General features: G+C 61.5%; 17 protein-coding genes. All 17 read right to left on the bottom strand.

Annotation, left to right across the window (positions count from 1 at the left end; genetic code table 11):
* Positions 1–18: 18 nt before the first annotated feature.
* Complete coding sequence (locus tag ACXR0M_RS22195) at positions 19–945, bottom strand: ketoacyl-ACP synthase III (protein WP_458833861.1); 927 nt, start codon at positions 943–945, stop codon at positions 19–21.
* A 227-nt stretch (positions 946–1172) separates the two neighbouring features.
* Complete coding sequence (pseI, locus tag ACXR0M_RS22200; protein WP_458833862.1) at positions 1173–2225, bottom strand: pseudaminic acid synthase; 1053 nt, start codon at positions 2223–2225, stop codon at positions 1173–1175.
* A complete protein-coding gene (gene pseG, locus ACXR0M_RS22205) occupies positions 2218–3723 on the bottom strand; it encodes a UDP-2,4-diacetamido-2,4,6-trideoxy-beta-L-altropyranose hydrolase (RefSeq protein ID WP_458833863.1) in 1506 nt (501 codons plus the stop codon). Before pseG ends, pseI begins: the two co-directional genes overlap by 8 nt.
* A complete protein-coding gene (gene pseF / locus ACXR0M_RS22210) occupies positions 3720–4415 on the bottom strand; it encodes a pseudaminic acid cytidylyltransferase (RefSeq protein WP_458833864.1) in 696 nt (231 codons plus the stop codon). The genes pseG and pseF overlap by 4 nt, the downstream gene beginning before the upstream one ends.
* Positions 4412–5032, bottom strand: a complete 621-nt coding sequence (locus ACXR0M_RS22215; RefSeq protein ID WP_458833865.1) for a pseudaminic acid biosynthesis-associated methylase — start codon at positions 5030–5032, stop codon at positions 4412–4414. Before ACXR0M_RS22215 ends, pseF begins: the two co-directional genes overlap by 4 nt.
* 31 nt (positions 5033–5063) lie before the next feature.
* Positions 5064–6221, bottom strand: coding sequence for a UDP-4-amino-4,6-dideoxy-N-acetyl-beta-L-altrosamine transaminase (gene pseC / locus ACXR0M_RS22220; RefSeq protein WP_458833866.1), 1158 nt, complete (start codon positions 6219–6221; stop codon positions 5064–5066).
* On the bottom strand, positions 6218–7219 hold the full coding sequence (gene pseB / locus ACXR0M_RS22225; protein WP_458833868.1) for a UDP-N-acetylglucosamine 4,6-dehydratase (inverting): 1002 nt from the start codon (positions 7217–7219) through the stop codon (positions 6218–6220). Before pseB ends, pseC begins: the two co-directional genes overlap by 4 nt.
* A gap of 30 nt (positions 7220–7249) precedes the next feature.
* A complete protein-coding gene (locus ACXR0M_RS22230; RefSeq protein WP_458833869.1) occupies positions 7250–10165 on the bottom strand; it encodes a glycosyltransferase family 2 protein in 2916 nt (971 codons plus the stop codon).
* Between the two features lie 55 nt (positions 10166–10220).
* Positions 10221–10958, bottom strand: coding sequence for a cephalosporin hydroxylase family protein (locus ACXR0M_RS22235; protein ID WP_458833870.1), 738 nt, complete (start codon positions 10956–10958; stop codon positions 10221–10223).
* Between the two features lie 17 nt (positions 10959–10975).
* Positions 10976–12049 (bottom strand): class I SAM-dependent methyltransferase, encoded by a 1074-nt coding sequence (locus ACXR0M_RS22240; RefSeq protein ID WP_458833871.1) that lies wholly within the window; start codon positions 12047–12049, stop codon positions 10976–10978.
* Positions 12046–12897 (bottom strand): NAD-dependent epimerase/dehydratase family protein, encoded by an 852-nt coding sequence (locus tag ACXR0M_RS22245; protein ID WP_458833872.1) that lies wholly within the window; start codon positions 12895–12897, stop codon positions 12046–12048. The genes ACXR0M_RS22240 and ACXR0M_RS22245 overlap by 4 nt, the downstream gene beginning before the upstream one ends.
* The gene (locus tag ACXR0M_RS22250) at positions 12894–14120 is read right to left on the bottom strand and encodes a methyltransferase domain-containing protein (protein ID WP_458833873.1); all 1227 of its coding nucleotides are present in this window, start codon (positions 14118–14120) and stop codon (positions 12894–12896) included. Before ACXR0M_RS22250 ends, ACXR0M_RS22245 begins: the two co-directional genes overlap by 4 nt.
* Positions 14117–14677, bottom strand: a complete 561-nt coding sequence (rfbC, locus tag ACXR0M_RS22255; RefSeq protein ID WP_458833874.1) for a dTDP-4-dehydrorhamnose 3,5-epimerase — start codon at positions 14675–14677, stop codon at positions 14117–14119. Before rfbC ends, ACXR0M_RS22250 begins: the two co-directional genes overlap by 4 nt.
* Positions 14674–15756, bottom strand: coding sequence for a CDP-glucose 4,6-dehydratase (gene rfbG / locus ACXR0M_RS22260; protein ID WP_458833875.1), 1083 nt, complete (start codon positions 15754–15756; stop codon positions 14674–14676). Before rfbG ends, rfbC begins: the two co-directional genes overlap by 4 nt.
* Entirely contained in the window at positions 15738–16511 is a 774-nt protein-coding gene (gene rfbF, locus ACXR0M_RS22265; RefSeq protein WP_458833876.1) for a glucose-1-phosphate cytidylyltransferase, read from the bottom strand. The genes rfbG and rfbF overlap by 19 nt, the downstream gene beginning before the upstream one ends.
* A 255-nt stretch (positions 16512–16766) precedes the next feature.
* Positions 16767–18755, bottom strand: a complete 1989-nt coding sequence (locus ACXR0M_RS22270; protein WP_458833877.1) for a calcium-binding protein — start codon at positions 18753–18755, stop codon at positions 16767–16769.
* Positions 18756–18866: 111 nt separating this feature from the next.
* On the bottom strand, positions 18867–20285 hold a 1419-nt coding region (locus ACXR0M_RS22275), incomplete at its 5' end, for a calcium-binding protein (protein WP_458833878.1).

A 20285-nucleotide genomic window follows, 5' to 3' on the forward strand; every position in this document is an offset into this window, starting at 1 on the left:
CCGCCGTTTTGCTTCAGCTTACGGGCGATAGATGATCGCCGAGCCCCACGACAGACCAACGCCGAAACCGCTGATGGCAATGCGTTGCCAGTCGGAATCGAGTACGTGCTTTTCCAGCAGCAGCGGTACGCTCGACGATACGGTATTACCGGTCTCGACCATGTCCTTGATGAACTTCTCCGGCTCGCCTTCGAAACGCCGCGCCACGGCATCGACAATCGCCGCACTGCCCTGGTGAATGCAGAACGCATCAATGTCATCAGGCTTGAGGCCGGAGTCATCCAGCAGCTCGTGCAAATGCGCCGGCACTTTGAGCAACGCGAAATTGAACACCTGACGCCCGTTCATGAAGAACACGCCATCGGTGACTTTCAGGTGCGGTGCTCCGGAACCGTCAGTGCCGAACTTGGCCTTGCCCAGCGCCCAGGTCGGCTCTTCGCCCATCCAGGTGGCGGTGGCGGCATCGCCGAACAGCATGGTGGTGTTGCGGTCTTCCGGGTCGACGATTTTCGAATACGGGTCAGCGGTGATCAGCAGACCGTTTTTCAGGCCGGCGGCTTCCATGAAACCCTTGATCGCGTAGATGCCGTAGACGTAGCCGGAGCAGCCCAGGGAAATATCGAATGCCGCCACGTTGGTCGGCAGACCGAGCTTGTCCTGGACGATGGCTGCGGTGTGCGGCAGACCTTCTTCGTCACCGTTCTGGGTGACCACGATCAGCGCGTCGATCGACTCACGCTTGAGTTGCGGATTGCTGGCAAACAGCGCATTGGCCGCTTCAACGCACAGATCGGAGGTTTCCTGTTCAGCCTCTTTGCGCGGCAGGAAGGCCGAACCGATCTTGCCAAGGATGAATTCTTCATCCTTCTCGAATTTTGCACCTTGTGCGTAATTGTCCACGCCGGCTACAGGAACGTAGCTCGCAATGCTTTTTATGCCAATCATTACGGCTTCCCAATAAAAAACAGCCCAAAACCACCGCTCGCAAGGATTCGAGGGGCGCCGACAAACAAAAAACGGCCGCCACGACGGGCAGCCTCGGGGAGCGCAAAGGGCTATCACTGCAACCGATACCCGGCCAGGCGCCATCTCCCCCGCTCAATACAATACAGTGAAGATGCGCGTTATGACTCGCAGGTCACGCTATTTTGCCGAATCGGCTGCAGATCGGCTTATTCGACCAGCGACCAGTCTAACGGCGTACCGCGTTTGATCGCCTCACGAGCGCGGCGACCGAGGACGGCTTCGGTGTGCTTGGGCGGCAGACCGAGACCGGGGCGAATCGCGCGCAGATTGGCCGCCGTGAAGGGTTCCCCGGCGGCCATGTCGGCGGTGACGTACAGCGAACGGCGATAGACCAGCGACTTGCGCTCGGCCTCGGTGACGCCGTACCGCACCTGGCCCATGGCTTGCCAGGCACGTTCGGTTTCGATGACCAGACTGGCGAGTTCCGCCGGTTCCAGCGAGAAGCTGGCATCCACGCCGCCTGCCAAACGGTCGAGGGTGAAATGCTTTTCCACCACCGTCGCGCCAAGCGCCACAGCGGCCACCGACACGCCAACCCCCATCGAGTGATCGGACAGCCCTACTTCGCAACCAAACAATTCACGCAGATGCGGGATCGTGCGCACATTGCTGTTGAGCGGGGTCGCCGGGTAGGTGCTGGTGCATTTGAGCAGCACCAGATCCTGGCACCCGGCCTCGCGGGCGGCGCGCACGGTTTCGTCGAGTTCGGCGATGCTGGCCATGCCGGTGGAAATGATCAGCGGCTTGCCGGTCGCAGCGACGCGGCGGATCAGCGGCAGATCGGTGTTTTCGAAACTGGCGATCTTGTAGGCCGGAACATCAAGACTTTCGAGAAAATCCACCGCCGAATCATCGAACGGCGTCGAGAACGCGAGCATCCCCAGTTCTTTGGCCCGGGCGAAAATCGGTGCGTGCCACTCCCACGGTGTATGGGCTTTCTCATACAAGTCGTACAGCGAGGTCCCGGCCCACAGGCTGCCCGGATCCTTGATGAAAAACTCACCCTCGGCCAGGTCCAGGGTCATGGTCTCGGCGGTGTAGGTCTGCAGCTTCAAGGCGTGCGCGCCGGCCCTGGCCGCCGCTTCGACGATCTGCAGGGCCACGTCCAGCGACTGGTTATGGTTGCCGCTCATCTCGGCAATGATGAACGGCGGCGCATCAGCGCCAATCAGACGCTCGCCAATCTTGAAACTACTCATCGCGGGGTTCCTTCAAAACCTTGGTGAACGCGCAGGCACTCTGGGTGAATCCGGCGTCAGCAAATACCTTCAGTGAGGGCCGATTGCCCGGCAGGACTTGCGCGCTGATGCGGGTCAGTTGCGGCCAATGGGCGTGGACAAACGCCTCGCCGTGCGCCAGCAGCGCCCTGCCCCAGCCGAGACCGAACCGCCCTTCCAGCAGATACACCGACACTTCGGCCTCAAGGCCGCGCGGGTCATAACGCAGCACGCCCACCGGGCCGTCGTCGGCCTCGGCAATCAACAGCAGGCGCTGCGGATTGCCCAGGCTGGCTTCCAGCCAATTCAAATGCTGCGACCACTCGATCGTGTCACTGCCCATCGACCAACGCCGCACGGCCTCGGCATTGCGCCCGGCGAACAACAATTGCGCATCGTCGAGGGTCGCCACGCGCAGCTTGAGTACCGCACCGGCCAGCGCCGCCGCCACGCGCAACGCCCCGCGCCCATCGACCAGTTGCCGTGAACGCTCGGCCAGGCTCTGGCGCAGATAGAAGTTACCGGCGACAAAGCCGATGGCATCGCGCAGTTGCTCGACACTGACCTGTTCACGGGCACCCAGGAACACATGCGCGCCGGCTGCCGCCATCCTCTCGCCGTTGAACTGCTGGTTGTTCGACACCGCGATGCAGATCGTCGGCAGGCCCAACGCCGCGCGCTCCCAACTGGTACCGCCGCCGGCACCGATGAACAGATCGGCAGCGTTCATGCGCTGCTGAAAATCGCTGACAAAACTGTGCAGGCGCCAGTGCGGCCGCGTCTCGGCCAGCGCTTGCATCTGCGCCCACGCCGGGTTGTCGGCACCGGCGACGAAATCCACTTCCAGCTCGGTGAAATCCTGCAGCGCGAGCATCGCGTGATGGGTCTGCATCGCCGCATCGAAGCCGCCGAAATTCACCAGCACGCGGCGGGCTTTCGGTTTGATCTCGATCGCCGGGCACGCGAACTCTTCGCGCAGCATGGCGTAACGCGGACCGAGCAAAGTACGGCAACCGGCAGGCAGCAGCGGTGCGTAGTTTTCGCTGAGGCCGGAAAGGTTCTGATTGAGCAACAGATCAACGCTGTAACGGCGAGTAGCGAGATCGTCCACTGCAGCGATCCGCGGCGCCCATTGGCGGGCAGCGGTTTGCCAATGATGATCGAGGCCGTAATGGTCGACGATGATCCAGTCGAATCCAGCGTGCCCCTCCAGCAGCGTCGCCAATGCCTCGATATCGGCCTGCCACGGCAGCATCGATTCGATGGCCTGTTGTGGGTCTTCTGCAGGGTAGCGCTCGGGCAAGGCGAAGGTTTCGAAACCTTCGGCGCTCAGCGCATCGAGGCGATGCCCGGGCAGCCGCCTGCAGGCAAATGCAACATGACTGCCCTGTTTGCGCAGCACCCGCGCCAGTGTCAGACAACGGGCAATGTGCCCACTGCCGATGGTCGGCGAGGCGTCAGCGCGGATCAACACTCTCATGAAACTTCTCCGCCAGCCTTCAATGCGGCGTAAAGGTATTCGGCGCGCGTCCAGTCTTCAAGCGTATCGATGTCCTGCACCAGATACCGCGGCACAATCACCGGCAGACTTGCCGGCGAATACAGCACCTCGCCACGCAGCCACGCCTCGCTGCGCCCCCAGTAGAACTGGCCGGCGTCCTGAAAGGCTTGCGGCAGATCCTGCGAGCGAGTGTTGCGAAACTCGGGGTACAACGCGCTCAGTGCGCCCTGCCCGTCGAGGGTCAGCGCGCGCTGCACCGGGAAACCAAAACTGCACACCGAGAACGCGAAAGCTTTGTCCGGTTGTTGCTGCAGCAACTCGAACCCCTCGCGTAGAAATCGCGCCTGCAACAACGGTGCGGTGGCGTACACGCAGCAGGCGTAATCGAAAGCCGGCAGTTGCTGCAAGGCATGCACGATCACCGCCGCAGTACCGGTGAAATCATCGGCCAGTTCAGCCGGGCGCAGGAACGGCACCTGCGCACCGTGGGCCAGCGCCAGCTCGGCAATTTCGGCGTCATCGGTGCTGACCACGACCTGATCGAACAGGCCGCAATCCTGCGCCGTACGAATCGAGCGGACAATCATCGGCACGCCGTCGAACGGCAGCAGATTCTTGCGCGGGATGCGCTTGCTGCCGCCCCGGGCCGGGATGATTGCGACGCTGCTCAACGGCGTTTTTCCAGAAGGAACCAGGTGATGTCGTCCAGCGGAAATTGCGGATCACGGTGGTAGCCAAAGCCGTAATCAAGCAAATGCAGATCGGCATATCGATCAAGCATCTCCCCGGCGAAATCGCGCTTGAACAGCTTGCCGCTGTTGCCGCGATACGACACTTCGACCGGCGCCGGGTTGTAGTACTCGGCAATCAGGATGTAGCGCTGGCTCAAGGTGTACAACTGCGCGTAGGCATCCGCCAGCAACTCCGGCGCCAAGTGGATCAGCACGCCTTTGCTCAGGGTCAGGTCATAGGTGCGCTCGCGGGAAAAGTCGAACAGCGAACCCTGCCAGATCTGCGCAATGCCCAGTGCCCGCGCCTGAGCACAGGCGCTTGCATTGATTTCGACGCCGAACAGTTCACTCTGCGGCAGCAGTTGATGCAGCGCCTGCAGGTTGTTGCCGGCATTGGTGCCCAGCTCCACCACGCTGTCGATACGCGCGGTGCGGCTCAAGGCCTTGGCGAACAGCGCCAGATTGGCCGCCACCAACGGCTGGCCAACGTTGCGGGCAACGTACTGGTTGCCGAACTCGCCCTGCCAGAATTTTTCCTGCTCACTCAGATCACGCATCGCACGCTCTCATCCACCGCCGCAGCGGAATTTATTCGGTCAGCCGACGCAATTGCTCGACCACATGATCCTGCTGCTCCTCGCTGAGCAACGGGTACAGCGGCAGGCTGATCGCCTCGGCGTAATAACGTTCGGCTTCAGGGAAGTCGCCCTCGGCGAAACCCAGGTCACGGTAGTACGGCTGCAAATGCACGGGAATGTAGTGCAGGTTCACGCCGATCCCGGCCGCGCGCAAGCCTTCGAACACCTGGCGGTGAGTCAGGCCGACACGCTCGGTCTGCAGCCGCACCACGTACAGATGCCACGCCGACTCCGCCTCTGGCTGAGCACTGGGCAAGGTCAGCGGCAGGTACGCCAGCAAGCGGTCGTAGCGCGCCGCCAATTCGCGGCGGCGCGCGATGAAGTCATCCAGCTTGCCCAGTTGCGACAGGCCCAGTGCGGCCTGCAAATCGGTGATGCGGTAATTGAAGCCCAGCTCGATCTGCTGGTAATACCACGGGCCGTGGCTGGGTTCAGTCATCTGTTGCGGGTCACGGGTCATGCCGTGGCTGCGCAGGCGCTGCAGGCGCTCGGCCAGTTGCGGACGATTGGTCAGGACCATGCCGCCTTCGCCACTGGTGATGATCTTCACCGGGTGGAAACTGAACACGGTCATCGCCGCAAATTCTCCGCAACCCACCGGGCGCCCGGCGTAGCGCGCGCCCACGGCGTGCGAGGCGTCCTCGATCACGGTGAAGTTGTAGCGTTCGGCCAGTTCGGCGATGCGGCGCATGTCGCAGCTCTGCCCGGAGAACGCCACCGCCACCAGCACTTTCGGCAACCTACCGTCGCGCTCGGCCTGATCGAGTTTCGCCGCAAGGGCAAAGGCATCGAGGTTCCAGGTCAGCGGATCGATGTCGACAAAATCCACCTCGGCGCCGCAATAGCGCCCGCAGTTGGCCGAAGCCAGAAAGGTGTTGGGCGTGGTCCACAAACGGTCGCCCGGGCCAAGGCAGGCCGCCAGGCAGGCAATGTGCAGCGCCGCCGTGGCGTTGCACACCGCGACCGCGAAGTCCGCCTGGCAACGTTCGGCCATGGCCTGTTCGAAGCGTTCGATGCTCGGCCCCTGGGTCAGCCAGTCCGATTGCAGCACTTCGAGCACCGCATCGATGTCCGCCTGATCGACGCTCTGCCGACCGTAGGGAATCATGCCGAAAGCTTCGCGTGCAGGTCGGCGATCTGCCCGACCGAGAGGAAGTGCGGGTTGGTGTCCGAGCGATATTCGAAATCCTCGCTCACCGGACGGCCACGCTCGCCAAGCTGGTCAACGGCAAAATCGACATCGACGCTGGTGAAGCGAATCGACGGCTGGATGGTGTAATGGTCTTCGAACTCCAGGGTCATCCGCGCATCGTCCAGCGGCACCATCAACTCGTGCAGCTTCTCTCCCGGACGGATGCCGACATTTTTGTGTGGCAACTGCTCGGCCATGCCGCGCGCCAGATCGACAATGCGGATCGACGGGATCTTCGGTACGAACACTTCGCCGCCGTGCATGCGCGCGAAGCTGTCGAGAACAAACTGCACACCGTGATCAAGGGTGATCCAGAACCGGGTCATGCGCTCGTCGGTGATTGGCAGCTCCGTCGCGCCATCGGCAATCAGCTTGCTGAAAAACGGCACTACCGAACCGCGAGAGCCGGCGACGTTGCCGTAGCGCACCACGGCAAAACGCGTCTGTTGTTCACCGGCAATGTTGTTGGCGGCAACGAACAGTTTGTCCGACAGCAACTTGGTGGCGCCGTACAGATTGATCGGGCTGGCGGCCTTGTCGGTGGACAGCGCGACGACTTTCTTCACGCCGTTGTCGATGGCGGCGGCGATGATATTTTCCGCGCCGTTGACGTTGGTGCGGATGCACTCGGTCGGGTTGTATTCCGCCGCCGGCACCTGCTTGAGCGCCGCCGCGTGGACCACGTAGTCGATGCCGCGCATGGCCTGGCGCAGACGGTCGGCGTCGCGCACGTCACCGAGGAAGTAACGCATGCACGGCGCATTGAACGTCTGCTGCATTTCGTACTGCTTGAGTTCATCGCGGGAGAACACCACCACGCGCTTGGGCTGGTATTGCTCAAGCAGGCGGGCGATGAACTGGCGGCCGAACGAGCCGGTGCCGCCGGAGATGAAAATCGATTTACCGTTGAACATAGTGTGAATCCCGTTCCTTGTGCACCCGGCTCAAGCGAGCAACTGCGCCCAGTCCAGCGATGCGCTGTCGTTCAGGCCATAGCCTTTGCCGGTCAGGCTCAGGTTGGCGTTGTAGGCTTGATCCTGAGCAAACGCGGCGGCCCATTTTTCCTGCAGGGCAGCCAGTGCCTGCGGCGCCTGGGCGATATCGCCCTGATGCAGAACCTGCACCGCCGGCGTCCACACCGTCAGGTAACCGGCCTGAGCCGCGTTCAGGCACAGATCGACATCATGCAAGCCGTCATTGAAGGTACTGTCGTCCAGGCCGCCCAGCGCATCGAACAGTGCTTTGCGCACCATCAGACACACGTTCGATACCGCCGAGCAGTTCTGGTCCACCGACAACCGATACAGGTAACCGTCGGCGTCGTGTTTTTCGCCGACAAACGCCGAACCCACGCCGCCGTTCATGCCAAGGATCAGACCGGCCTGGCTGACTTTGCCGTCGCGATCGACCACCTTCGGCCCGACCACGCCGACTTCCGGACGCAGGGCATGATTGAGCAGCGAGTCCAGCCAGTTCGGGTTGACCACTTCGGCGTCGGCGGCGAGCAATACCAGATATTCACCCTGTGCCTGACGGCTGGCGGCGTTGATCAGCGCTGCAACACTCAGCGATTGCTCGGCGCGCAGCACCTGGACTTTCGGATGCTGGCAGGTACCGAGCCAGTCGTTGACCTCAGCCGATTGCGTGGCGGTGGTGGCGATCAGAATTTCGTAATGGTGATAACGGGTGCGCAGTTGCACCCCTTCCAGGCAGCGTTGCAGAGCTGGCAAGTCGTTACCTGCGGGAATCACGATGGACACCAGAGGACGTTCGCTGTGGTGGTAGTCGATCTGGTAAATGCCAGGCACCGCCGAGGTGACCTTGGCTTTGTAGCCGCGATTGCCCAGATGGCGCAGGAGCGCAAGGCGCTCATGAGCGTTCTCTTCCAGCGACGCGGCCTCGCTGATCAGCAGCGGCTCGTCGAGATGGGCCAGCGTGTTCAAACCGTGCTCTTCGATGATGCGCAACAGCACGTCGAATTCCAGAGCCTTGTTGAAATCGGCGCGGTAACCGCCAACTTCGATCAGCGCGTCACGCCGCACCAGCCAGTGCCGCGCCATCAGCCCCGGCAGACTCAACAGCAGGTCGAGATTGAAGCCTGGACGGAACACATCCAGCAGCGCGCCCTTCTCGCCGCGCTGGATCTCGTCGGTGGACACTGCCCGGCAATCGCCGGCAGCCATCAACTCCAGACTGGCACGCAACAAGCCACTGGCGGTGAACTCATCCCCCGCCTCGGCCAGCAACAACCAGTCGCAAGGAGACTGACTGGCGCTCTGATTGAGTTTGTCGACCAGGTTGGCCGGTGTCACCCGGACAAAGTGCAGAGTGTTCTGCGCCGTGGTGGCTGCCGGCGCTTCGCCGGTGGTGAAGACGACAATCCGGAAGGCCTTGCATGGACCTTCGAGCAGGCTGTCGAGGCTGACCTGCAACTTGTCGATATCATCGTCCAGATCCAGCAGAAAAATGCCGAACTGCGGACCACCGCCATTGACCGCCAGGTGCCCGGCAATCGCTGTCGCCTGAGCGGCATCCGGCCGGCGCGAATCCAGCCACTTGAGCAGGCGCCCGGACTGCATGCGATCAAACACCTGATGGTGGTCTTCCAGCGTCAATGCCTCAAGCCGGGCATTCCAGTCACGTATTTTCTGCGCCTCTGCATCCTCGCCGGCCAGCTCCAGCTGCTGCGCCAGACGCTTGACCACGGTGCGGTTGAACGCATTGAGGTCGTGCGCCTGCCACAAACGATCCAGAACGCTTTCTGCCGTGTCGTTGTTGCGCGCTTGCAGCAAATGCGCCTGACGGGTCCACACGCCTTCCAGTCCCTGCAACTGAACGCGCCCGGCCGGCATGGCGTGCAGCATGAATTCGAACTGTGCCAGACGATCGAAAAACGGCTGGTTGTAAAACGGCATCTCGACGTACTGCAAAGGCCCGAACCGACGATCAGGGACCTTGAGCGACTGATTCCAGGTGGACTGGATAATCAGTTCCGCCGTCAGTGCCCGGCCACTTTGCAGGCTGTCGACCATTGCCTCGAAACTTTGCAAGGCAAATGCCTTGCCCTGTTGCGCATCAAGATCCTTGATGCCGGTAGGCAGCGCGGCGAGGAACTCGGCAAACGCTTCACGTTCGGCAACCGATTTGCCATCCACATAGGTCAGCGAGTGATACACCTCGGTGCTGTGCTCGGAGTTGCCATAGTTGATCTCGCGTACCACGTAAGGCATTGGCAGGATCCGCGCCTTGGCACTCGCCAGCAGGAAGTACACGTGACCGATTTCCTGCCACTGGAAATTGGTCCCCGGCGGCAATGCCGAGTGCCAGGTTTTCATCAGGTCGGTACGGGTCACGGCATAGAACGGCGGGATGTACTGGCTCATGTAATCGATGACTCGATCCTGAGCCCGCTCGGACGCATAGTCTTCCTGAACTTTCTTGTCGCGGCGGTAGTAGCTCACGCCGCCGGAAAGCGTCAGGTACATCAGGCAATAACCGTGGCACATGCCGTAGTCCGGGTTCGCCTGCAGGAAACCGACGGATTCGGCCAGCGAGTCGTGCAGAATGAAGTCATCGTCGGCTGCCAGCACCATATACGGCGTGGTCAACTGCTCTACACCATAAGCCAGTTTGGCCTGCATGCCCCAATAGGCGAACTGCGGCACGTGGTGATAATCGACGGCAGAAAAATCCCCCTCCGGCCGCTCGGGCGTGGAGTCCAGGACCATGATCCGGCAGGGCAAGCTGCTGTAATACTTCACCGCCCGACGCAAGAACGCCGGCCGATTGTGAGTAATCAGCACCACGGTCAACAGCTCGTTGAGCGGTAGCGTCAGTTCAGAACTGTACTTGCCTTGCATAACTTCTCTCCACAACCGGCGACTCGCCGAGATAACGCTTTGGTGATGTTGCGAATTAACGAACGCGACGCAGATAGCCGTCCGGCGCCACGGTGATCAGCAGCTTGTTCTGCAGCTGAACGTCGATCTCGAAATCCTGGTTTTCTTCCAGGTATTTCCACACGGCAGTTTTCGGGTTGTCACCTGGGCCCCATGGACGATCGGGGAAGAAGTCGGCCGGCATGTCTTCAACCACGGTGTCCATCACCACGCAGTAGCTGTCGACCGAAACCAGTGGCGCATACAGGCGCAGCTCTTCGAGCACATGGTCGTGGGTGTGATTGGAGTCGAGCACCAGAATGACCTTTTTGCCTTTGGCCGCCGCCTGCACCTGGGCAGCGATGGCCGGGTCGATGCTCGAGCCTTCGATCATCATGATGCGCTTGGCCATCGGGTGGCTTTCGATCGCTTCACGGTTGTGCGGGCGGATATCGAGGTCGATGCCCAGCACTTCGCCGTGACCTTGCAGCTCCAGCAACGAGGCGTAGTAGATGATCGAACCGCCGTGGGCGATGCCGCACTCGATGACCAGATCCGGTTTGACCTGCCAGATGATCTCCTGCATCGCCATCATGTCCTGCGGCAACTGGATGATCGGGCGCCCCATCCACGAGAAGTGGTAGCTGTACTTGTGCTTGGCCGATTCGTTGAAGAAATCACGGGCCAGGCCCGTCAGCTTCTGGTCGTCACCCTGCTGGGCGATCTGCTCGCGGCATTCGGCTTCGAAGGCTTGGTTGATGCTGTTGTCGGTCATTTTGATAATCTCAAGGGTCACTGAAACGAAGCGCTGTCGACGGCGTGATAGACGTAACGTCCACCGGTCATCCGCTTGATCTCTTCGAGGTAATTGGAATTCATCACAAACAGGTGCGCACCTTCGGGCAGCGCATCCATCGCCTCCTGCGGCGAGGACACCCGCGCGCCGCTCAGCGGCAGATAACGCCCCTGCTTGGCCGGGTTGATGTCCACCACGCGGTCCACCGCAACACCGGCGCGCTGCAGGAACAGCGAATAGATCACGCCTTTGGACGAGGCGCCCCAGATCGCCGAACCCTGCTCGGGGGCGGCCTGGATGATCTGCACCGCGCGTTCAAGGCTGGCAGTGAAACCGTCCGGCAGGGTCAGGCGTGGCACCGGCTGCTCCGGGGTCAGGCGCAACGTCGACAGGTCGGCGACGATGTACAGATACTGGCCGCCGAACAGGTGGCCGGCCTCGTGCACGGTGCCGAACATCCGGCGCAGGTCATCGAGACGGAAATAATTGACGTGCTCATAGAACAGGTCGAACCACGCCTTGTGTTCGAGGATCCAGTCGAAGCACGGCACTTCGATGTAGATCTGCCCGCCGCCCTGATTAGCCTCGGCGATCACCGACAGGAAATTCACCGGGTCTTCGATGTGCTCCAGCACATGGCGCAAGACGATGGCGTCCGCCGCCAGGCCGAGGCCACGGGTGAACGGCGCCTTGATCACGTCGGTATTCGTACCTTCGTAGGCCGGATCAATGCCGGTGATCGAATAGCCAAGGCCCTTGAGCAATTCAAGGAAGTAACCTTTGCCGCAGCCGACCTCGATCAGTTCCTGGCCCTTGAAGTGTCTGGCGATGATGCCTTCGACGTCACTCAAGTGCTTCTGGAACTGGCCGGAGTGCGCCTGCTCGTTCTGGTAGTCAGCGTCATAGCTGAGCTTGTCGGCATCGAACGCGGCGTTGAAGATCAGGCCGCTGCGTTCATCCTGCACCAGCAGCATGTCGGCGCGGGCCGAGGCTTTGGCTGACTCGGCATCGGCAAAGGTACGGTTCTGCAACACCGGCAGGTCGTTGACCCGATATAACTCGTGCCTCATTGCGGCTCTCCCAGTAGCTGTTGCAAACGCTCGGTCTGCGCCCAGAACGCCATTGGTTCGTGGGTCGGGTACGGGTAGTGACCGAGGTTCAGATTCAGTGCCGCACCGCGCTCGCGCAGACGCCGTTCAACCAGCGCGCGCACAGACACCGGCTCGCCGCTGGCGCAATTGATCACGCCATTGAAGTCGCGTTTTTGCACAATCGCCGCGAGATAACCGGCAGCGCTTTCAATGGCCAGAAAGTCACGCAGCTGCTCGCCGGCCGACATGTTGAAGGCGGACTCACCGGCATCGATCGCCCGGTCCAGCGCCGCCAGCAGGCTGTTGGGGTTCTGCCCTTCGCCATGCAGATAAAACAGCCGCGCCCATTGCAGGATGAACGGATGTTCCTGCTGCAGATTCTGCAAAAACAGGTGCAGGGTGTGCTTGGCCAGACCATAAGGGTTGGCCGGCTGCGCGGCGTGCTGCTCACCCAGCGGCCCGCTCTGCATGCCGTATTCGAAACAGGTGCCGGTGACCAATACTTGCGGCACGCCCGCCTCGACTGCGCTTTTGATAAAGCGGTAGTCGGCCATCAGGTTGTGCTCGAAGTGAAACAGCGCACGGTAGTTCGGCAGCCCCGGCCAGGCCAGATGAGCGAGTACGTCGACGCCTTTGGTCAACGCGGCGATATCCAGTTCAGCAGCGTGAATATCTGCACTGATGAACTCGACCTCGTTGATCCACGGCATGCTCGCGGCTTTCGCTGCATCACGTGCCACGGCGCGCACGGTGCAACCGCGGGCCAGCAATGCTGTAACCAGATGCCGCCCGACAAAACCGGTCGCACCGGTGACCAGCACCTTCACAGGACTTTCAACTCAGGCACGGCGATCACGAAGCGCGCGTCCCACTGGCGCACCTGCGCCAGTTGCTGACTGACTTCGTGCAGCAGGTTCCACGGCAGCACCAGCACGTAATCCGGTTTCTCGATCTCGATCTGCGCCGGCGCGACAATCGGGATGCGGCTGCCGGGCAGGAACTTGCCCTGCTTGTGCGGGTTGGCATCGGCCACCCACGCCAGCAGATCGGGTTTGACCCCGGCGTAGTTGAGCAAGGTGTTGCCCTTGGCCGCAGCGCCATAGCCGACCACACGTTTGCCGTCGGCCTTGGCCTGCAACAGAAAGCGCAGCAGCTCATGTTTGATGCGTTGGGCAGCCGGTGCGAGGGTCGCGTAGTACCCGGCGGTTTTCACCCCGGCGTCCTGTTCGGCCTGCAACTGCTGCTGCACCGCCGGCTGCACCGGGCGACGCTGGCCGTCCTGGCGCTGTACGAACACCCGCAACGAACCGCCGTGGGTGCTCAATTGACTGACGTCAAACACCTCCAGGCCGTTGCGCTCGCACAGGGTCTGCACCGCGGTCAGCGACAGATAGGAATAGTGTTCGTGATACAGCGTGTCGAACTGCGCGCCGGCCATCAGCGTCAGCAGTTGCGGAAATTCGAAGGTGGCGACGCCGGTCGGCTTGAGCAGCGCGGCGAAACCACCGAGGAAGTCATTGATGTCCGGTACATGCGCGAGCACGTTATTCGCGGCCATCAGGTCGGCGCCCCAGCCTTCGCTGCGCAGCTGCGCGGCGGTGTCGCGACCGAAGAACAGCTCGCGAATTTCCAGACCCTTTTCCCGCGCCGCTTGCGCAGTGCTACGGGTCGGCTCGACGCCAAGGCAAGGAATGCCACGTCCGGCGACGTACTGCAGCAGGTAACCGTCGTTGGCTGCGACTTCGACCACACGACTGTCGGCATTCAGCCCAAAGCGCTCGACCATCTCGGCCACATAACGCTCGGCATGCGCCAGCCAGGTGCTGGAGAACGAACTGAAATAGGCGTATTCGGCGTCGAACAGGCTGTCGGCGCGGGTGTAGTCCTCGGTCTGCACCAGCCAGCATTGCTGGCACACCGCGACCTTCAACGGCACCCATTGCTCGGCCTGCTCCAGGCGATCGGCGTGCACGTAGGCGTTGGACGGTGGCGAAGTACCCAGATCAATCAGCGGCAGGCTCAGCGGTGCGGCGCACCCACGGCAGTTCATACACGCACTCCGGCGAAGTGTTGATCGAGCGCGGGATGGCTGGAATCGCGCGCTGACAAATTATTGACAGGCAACGGCCAGGCAATCGCCAGCCGTGGATCATTCACCGACAGCCCGCCCTCATGCTCCGGCGCGTAATCGGTGCTGTGCAGGTAAAGCAATTCGGCATCGGCGCTGAGGGTCTGAAACCCGTGGGCGAAGCCGGCCGGAATCAACAGACTGCGACCATCGCCGGCCTTGAGGTGCTCGGCGTGCCACTGCAGAAAGGTCGCGGAATCCGGGCGCAGATCCACCGCCACGTCCCACACTTCGCCGCGCAGGCAGGTGATCAGCTTGGCTTCCGGCGCATTGGCATTCTGATAATGCAGACCGCGCACACTGCCCTGCTCACGGGTGCAGGAATGGTTGATCTGGCGGATGTGAAATTCGCTGCCGAACGCCTTCAGACTGCCCTCGCAGAACAACCGGGCGAAGTGCCCGCGCTGATCTTCGAAACGCTTGTGCTGGACGCTGAACAGCCCGGCCAGCGGCAACGCTTGCAGGGAAAACTCGCTCACAGCACGCCTCGGTACAGGTTCAGTTGGCCGAGGGTCACGGCGCGCATGTCATCGCCGTTCTGCCACGCCAGGTGCCAGTCGAGGGTTTGGGTCAGGCATTGCTGCAAGGTCCAGCGCGGTTGCCAACCCAGCAGTTGCCGCGCGCGGCTGCTGTCCAGACGCAACAGGCCGGCTTCGTGCAATTCGCTTTTCTCGATGCGCAGACCCGCTGCCTGCGGCCAGCGATTGGCGAGCTGTTCGACCACTTCGCCGACGCTGCACATGTCCGCTTCGCCCGGACCGAAGTTCCACGCCCCGGCGTACTCCGGGCCATCTTCATAGAGGCCGGCGGCCAGTTGCAGGTAACCGGCCAGCGGCTCCAGCGCGTGCTGCCACGGGCGCACGGCCTGCGGGTAGCGCAGGGTCACCGGCTCGTCTGCGGTCCAGGCTTTGAGCACGTCGGGAATCAGCCGTTCCGGAGCGAAGTCGCCGCCACCAAGGACATTGCCGGCACGCGCGGTGGCCAGGGCCAGACCGTGTTCGGCGTACTTGTCGGCCGGCCAGAACGACGCAGCGTAAGACTGCGCCAACAGTTCGCAGCAAGCCTTGCTGCTGCTGTAAGGATCGTGGCCACCGAGGGCTTCGTCTTCGCGGTACGGCCACAGCCATTCCCGATTGGCGTAAACCTTGTCAGTGGTGACCAGCACGCAGGCGCGCACGCAGCCGACCTGACGAATCGCTTCGAGCAGATTGAGCGTGCCCATGACGTTGCTGGAATAGGTGCCCAGCGGATCGCGGTAGCCCTCACGCACCAGCGGCTGCGCCGCCAGATGCAGAACGATTTCCGGCTCGGTGTCGGCAATGATCTCCAGCAGCGCGCCGAGATCCCGCAGATCACCGCGTTGATCGTTGATGCCTTCGTGCACCCGGGCCAATTCGAACAGGCTCGGTTCAGTCGACGGATCGAGGGAAAAGCCGCTGACTTGCGCGCCGAGGCTTTGCAGCCACAGGGTCAGCCAGCTGCCTTTGAAACCGGTGTGACCGGTGATCAGTACGCGTTTGCCGCGCCAGAAATCCGCACTCAGGCCCATTGCTTCCATGGGGCCTCCCCGCTCTGCCACAGTGCTTCGAGGTGGTTCTTGTCGCGCAGGGTGTCCATCGGGTGCCAGAAGCCTTCGTGTTCGAAGGCGTTCAGCTGTTCATCCGCAGCCAGACGCGCCAGCGGCTCGGCTTCCCAGGTGGTTTCATCGCCAGCGATGTAAGACAGGACTTTGGGCGACAGCACGAAGAAACCGCCGTTGATCCAGCCTCCGTCGCCGCGTGGTTTTTCGGTGAAACCGAGGACCTGATCGCCCTGGCGCTCAAGGGCGCCATAACGCCCCGGCGGCTGCACGGCGGTGACGGTCGCCAGGCGGCCGTGGGCTTTGTGGTAGTCGACCAGTTGCGCGATGTTGATGTCGGAAACGCCATCGCCGTAGGTGAAGCAGAATGCCTCTTCATCCTTGAGGTAACGCCCGGCCCGCAGCAAACGGCCACCGGTCATGGTTTCCTCGCCGGTGTCGATCAGGGTGACGCTCCACGGCTCGCTGTAGTTCTGGTGCACGTCCATGCGGTTGTTGCGCATGTCGAAGGTGACGTCGGAGGTGTGCAGGAAGTAGTTGGCGAAGAAGTCCTTGATCGCATAGCCCTTGTAGCCCAGGCAGATCACGAAGTCGTGGATTCCGTGGGCGGAATACTGCTTCATGATGTGCCAGAGAATTGGCTTGCCACCGATCTCGATCATCGGCTTGGGCTTGAGGTGCGACTCTTCACTGATGCGCGTGCCGAGGCCACCCGCCAAAATTACTGCCTTCATCGTCTCCCCTCTTGTTCTTCACCGGGCTGCGCAGGGCTTTGTTGAGCGTTGCAGGCCGTCTGGCTAAACCTTTTGCCGTTGACGGCGTCGCTGCGATGACCGCGAGCGCTCGTTTTATGGCGATTTGAAGGGGACTTGCAGGAAACGCGCCAGCTCCGCAGGCATTGGCTCAGGGGCGCGATGAGGCATGAAAAAAGGGATGAATCCAGTCGCGGATCCATCCCTTTGCTTGCGCTACATCAACCGCTTGAGCGATCAGCCGAACATGGCGAACCCGTCGATCGTCGCAGGCAGGTCATAGACCTGGCCGTCGGCAGTCTGCAGGTGCTCAATGGTATTGAAACCGGCATACCAATCCGCCAGTTTTACGCCATTGTCCGGCAACCCGATACTGCCGTCGTTGGCACTGTGCAGGTAAGCGTCATTGCCGATCCGGGTGACATTCAACTGGCTGGCGTTGGCGATGGTGTTGAGGATCAGGGTGTCACCGATATCCAGGCCGTAATCCTGAATCGTCACCAGCCCGCTGGTGTTGACCAGGTAGGTGTCGTCGCCTTGGCCACCGTAGGCGCTGCCGCCGGCAGACGACTGGCCGGCAAGATTGAGAATCAGCAGATCATTCCCGCCGTCGCCGTTCAGTATGTAGTTGCTGCCCGTCGCGGTCAGCACATCGTTACCTTCACCGCCAAAGGCCACGCCCCGGCCCAGCGTGATGGTGTCGTTGCCGTCATCACCACTGGCCCAGGTGAACAGGTCATTACTCGCAGCGACGATGACATCATCCCCCGCGCCGCCCGCCAGCGTGTCGGATTGCCCGGCCTTATCCAGACCGGATGTCAGGCCGCCATAGATATGGTCGTTGCCATCGCCACCGATAATCTGGTCATCGCCGGCACCGCCCTCGAGAACGTTGTCTTCCCAGTTGCCTTGCAGCGAATCGTTGTACTGGCTGCCGCGCAGGCCTTCGATATCGATGTAAGTGTCGTAGAGCGCGATACCGCTCTGCGGGCCCCAGCTCAGGGAGGCATTCAAGCCCTCGGTGCTGTCGTCGTAGCTGACGATGTCGATACCGGCGCCGCCTTCGAAATGGTCACCCCCTGCACCGCCCAGCAACACGTCATTGCCGGCACCGGAAACGATGGTGTTGACTTCGTCGTTGCCGTAGCCGGTGAAGTCTGCGGTGCCGGTGTAGGTCATGTTTTCAATGAACGGGTCCATGTGCATCGACGCCAGGCTGGTGTACAGCTGATCGGTGCCGCCCATGTAGCCGTCGATTTCCTTGATGGACACACCGACGCTGTTGAGGGTGTAGACGTCGTCACCCGAGCCACCTTCCAGCGTCACGCCGCTCACGTTGGCGGTGAGATGATCAGCGAATGAAGAACCGATCACGTGCTCCACGTTCGACAACGTGACACCCGGGGCAGCGGCACGCGAGCCGACGTCGATATTGACGCCATCCCAGGAGTGGCGATAGCTCACGGTGTCGTAGCCGTCGGCGCCATCCACGGTCATCGTGTTGTCAAGCAGATATACCACGTCATCGAAGTTCGAACCCTGGATCGCCTCGATGCCGGTGAAGCTGTCGCCATAGGCAATGCTCAAACCATCGAAATTGGCGAAGTCCAGGACTCGCACACCCTCAAGACTGTCGGTGTAGCTGACGGTATCGTAACCGTCACCACCGACGAAGTGATCGGCACCGGCTCCACCCCACAGCCAGTCGTTGCCCGCGCCGGCGACGATTTCGTTGTCACTGGCGTTACCGTAACCCTTGAAATTACCGGTGCCGGTGAAGGTCAGTTTCTCGATGAACGGGTCCAGCTTGATGGTGTTGAGGCTGGTGCGCAGTTCGTCGTAGCCACCGTTGTTTTCCTCAATGAGGGTCACGCCTTCGGCGTTGACGTTGTACACATCGTCACCGCCACTGCCATCCAGCGTCACGCCGGCCACGGACGTGGTGAGTGTGTCGTTGTAGAAGCTGCCGACCACCTTCTCCACCGACACCAGCGTATCGACCTTGCCGTCAGCCCCGGTAACCGTCGCCGAGCCAGCGCCAAATTCGACGCTGAGTCCCGAACTCATTCCGTAATAGTTCACTGTGTCAAAACCGTCACCGCCGTCCAGCACGTCGGATCCCGCACTGGCCAGCAGTTGGTCGTCGGACTCCAGTCCATGGAGCTCGTCATTGCCATCGGTGCCCAGGAGCACATCCGCGTCGCTCGTTCCATTCACTACAGCCATTTGCCTTCTTCCCTGTGTTGTTGGATCTGAAACCCGGCCCTCGCAGGCCGGATCGCCTTCCCATGCGCACCTGCAATCGCACGATACGATTGCAGGTGCGTATTTCAGCGGTCAGCCAAACATCGCGAATGCGTCACTGTTGGCCGGCAGATTGATGATTTGATGATCGGCTGTCTCGATCTGCTCGATGGTGTCGGAACCGGCGAACCAGTCTTTCAGACGCACGCCCTCTGCTGGTGCCTGACCGGCAGCGAAGGTCGAGCGGTGCAGGTAGAGATCATCGCCGACGCGATCAACCAGCAACTCGAGCGAACTGATATTCGCCAGGATCAGCTTGTCACCCTGGCTGGCTCCGTCGTCCTGAATCGTTACCAGCGACCGCGTACTGACAGTGTAGGTGTCATTGCCCTCGCCACCGAACGCCGAACCGCCGCCCTGCAGCACCAGCCTGTCATCACCGGTACCACCGAACAGCAGGAAACCTGTGCCTGTACCTGTCAACAGATCGTTGCCTTCACCGCCATCAGCCATCCCCTGTGCGACGGTAATGACATCGCCCCCCGCCTCACCATACGCGCGACTGCCCTGATCATTGGCAGCGGTGACGATAGTGTCGTTGCCATTACCGCCATACAAGGTGTCAGCCTGCGGGCCGTTGGTCAGGCCATCGAGGCTGTACGGGCCGATCGAGGAAACCAGTCCGCCATAGAGGTAGTCATTGCCGTCACCACCGTAGATGACGTCATTTCCCAAACCACCTTCCAGATAATTGACCCCGGCATCGCCCGTCAGGCTGTCATTGAGATGACTGCCTACCACGCGCTCGATATTGCTCAGCACATCGCCCTCGGCATCACCGCCCTGATTGACGCCGGATTGCAGGTTGATAGTGACGCCCGTTGTACTGGTGATATACAGGGCGCTGTCCTGACCTTCGCGACCGTCGATGACATCCGCGCCAGCACCGCCAATGAAGACGTCGCCCAGGCGCGACCCCAGCAGCGTGTCGTTGAAGTTACTGCCCTGGAAAAACTCGATGTTGACGAACGTGTCACCCGCGGCATCGCCCGTGTGGACACCCGAGCTCAGATCGATTCCCACGGCGCTGTCGGCCAGTTCATAGGTGACCACATCCTGGCCACCGGCACCGTCCAGCCCCATCGCCGAAGGAGCGCCGTAGAAGATATCGTTGAAGTTTGAACCGCGAATCGCTTCGATGTCGGTATAGGTATCGCCCGTTGCAATCCCGGTGTGTACGCCCGTTTTAAGGTTGATTGTCAAGCCAACCTTGCTGTCCAGATAGCCAGCGAAGTCATAACCGGCACCGCCAATGAACTGATCCGCGCCCGCACCACCGTACAACGTGTCGTTGCCGGAGCCACCGGTGATGATGTTGTCCAGATCGTTGCCATAACCTGTGTGAGCGCCGGTACCAATAAAGGTCAAGCGCTCGATGTTATCGGCCAGAATCGTTCCACCCGGTTTGACCACAGTGACTCGCAGCTCGTCCTCGCCGCCACCGGCCTCCTC

This window comes from Pseudomonas sp. Eth.TT006 (genome assembly GCF_054456575.1).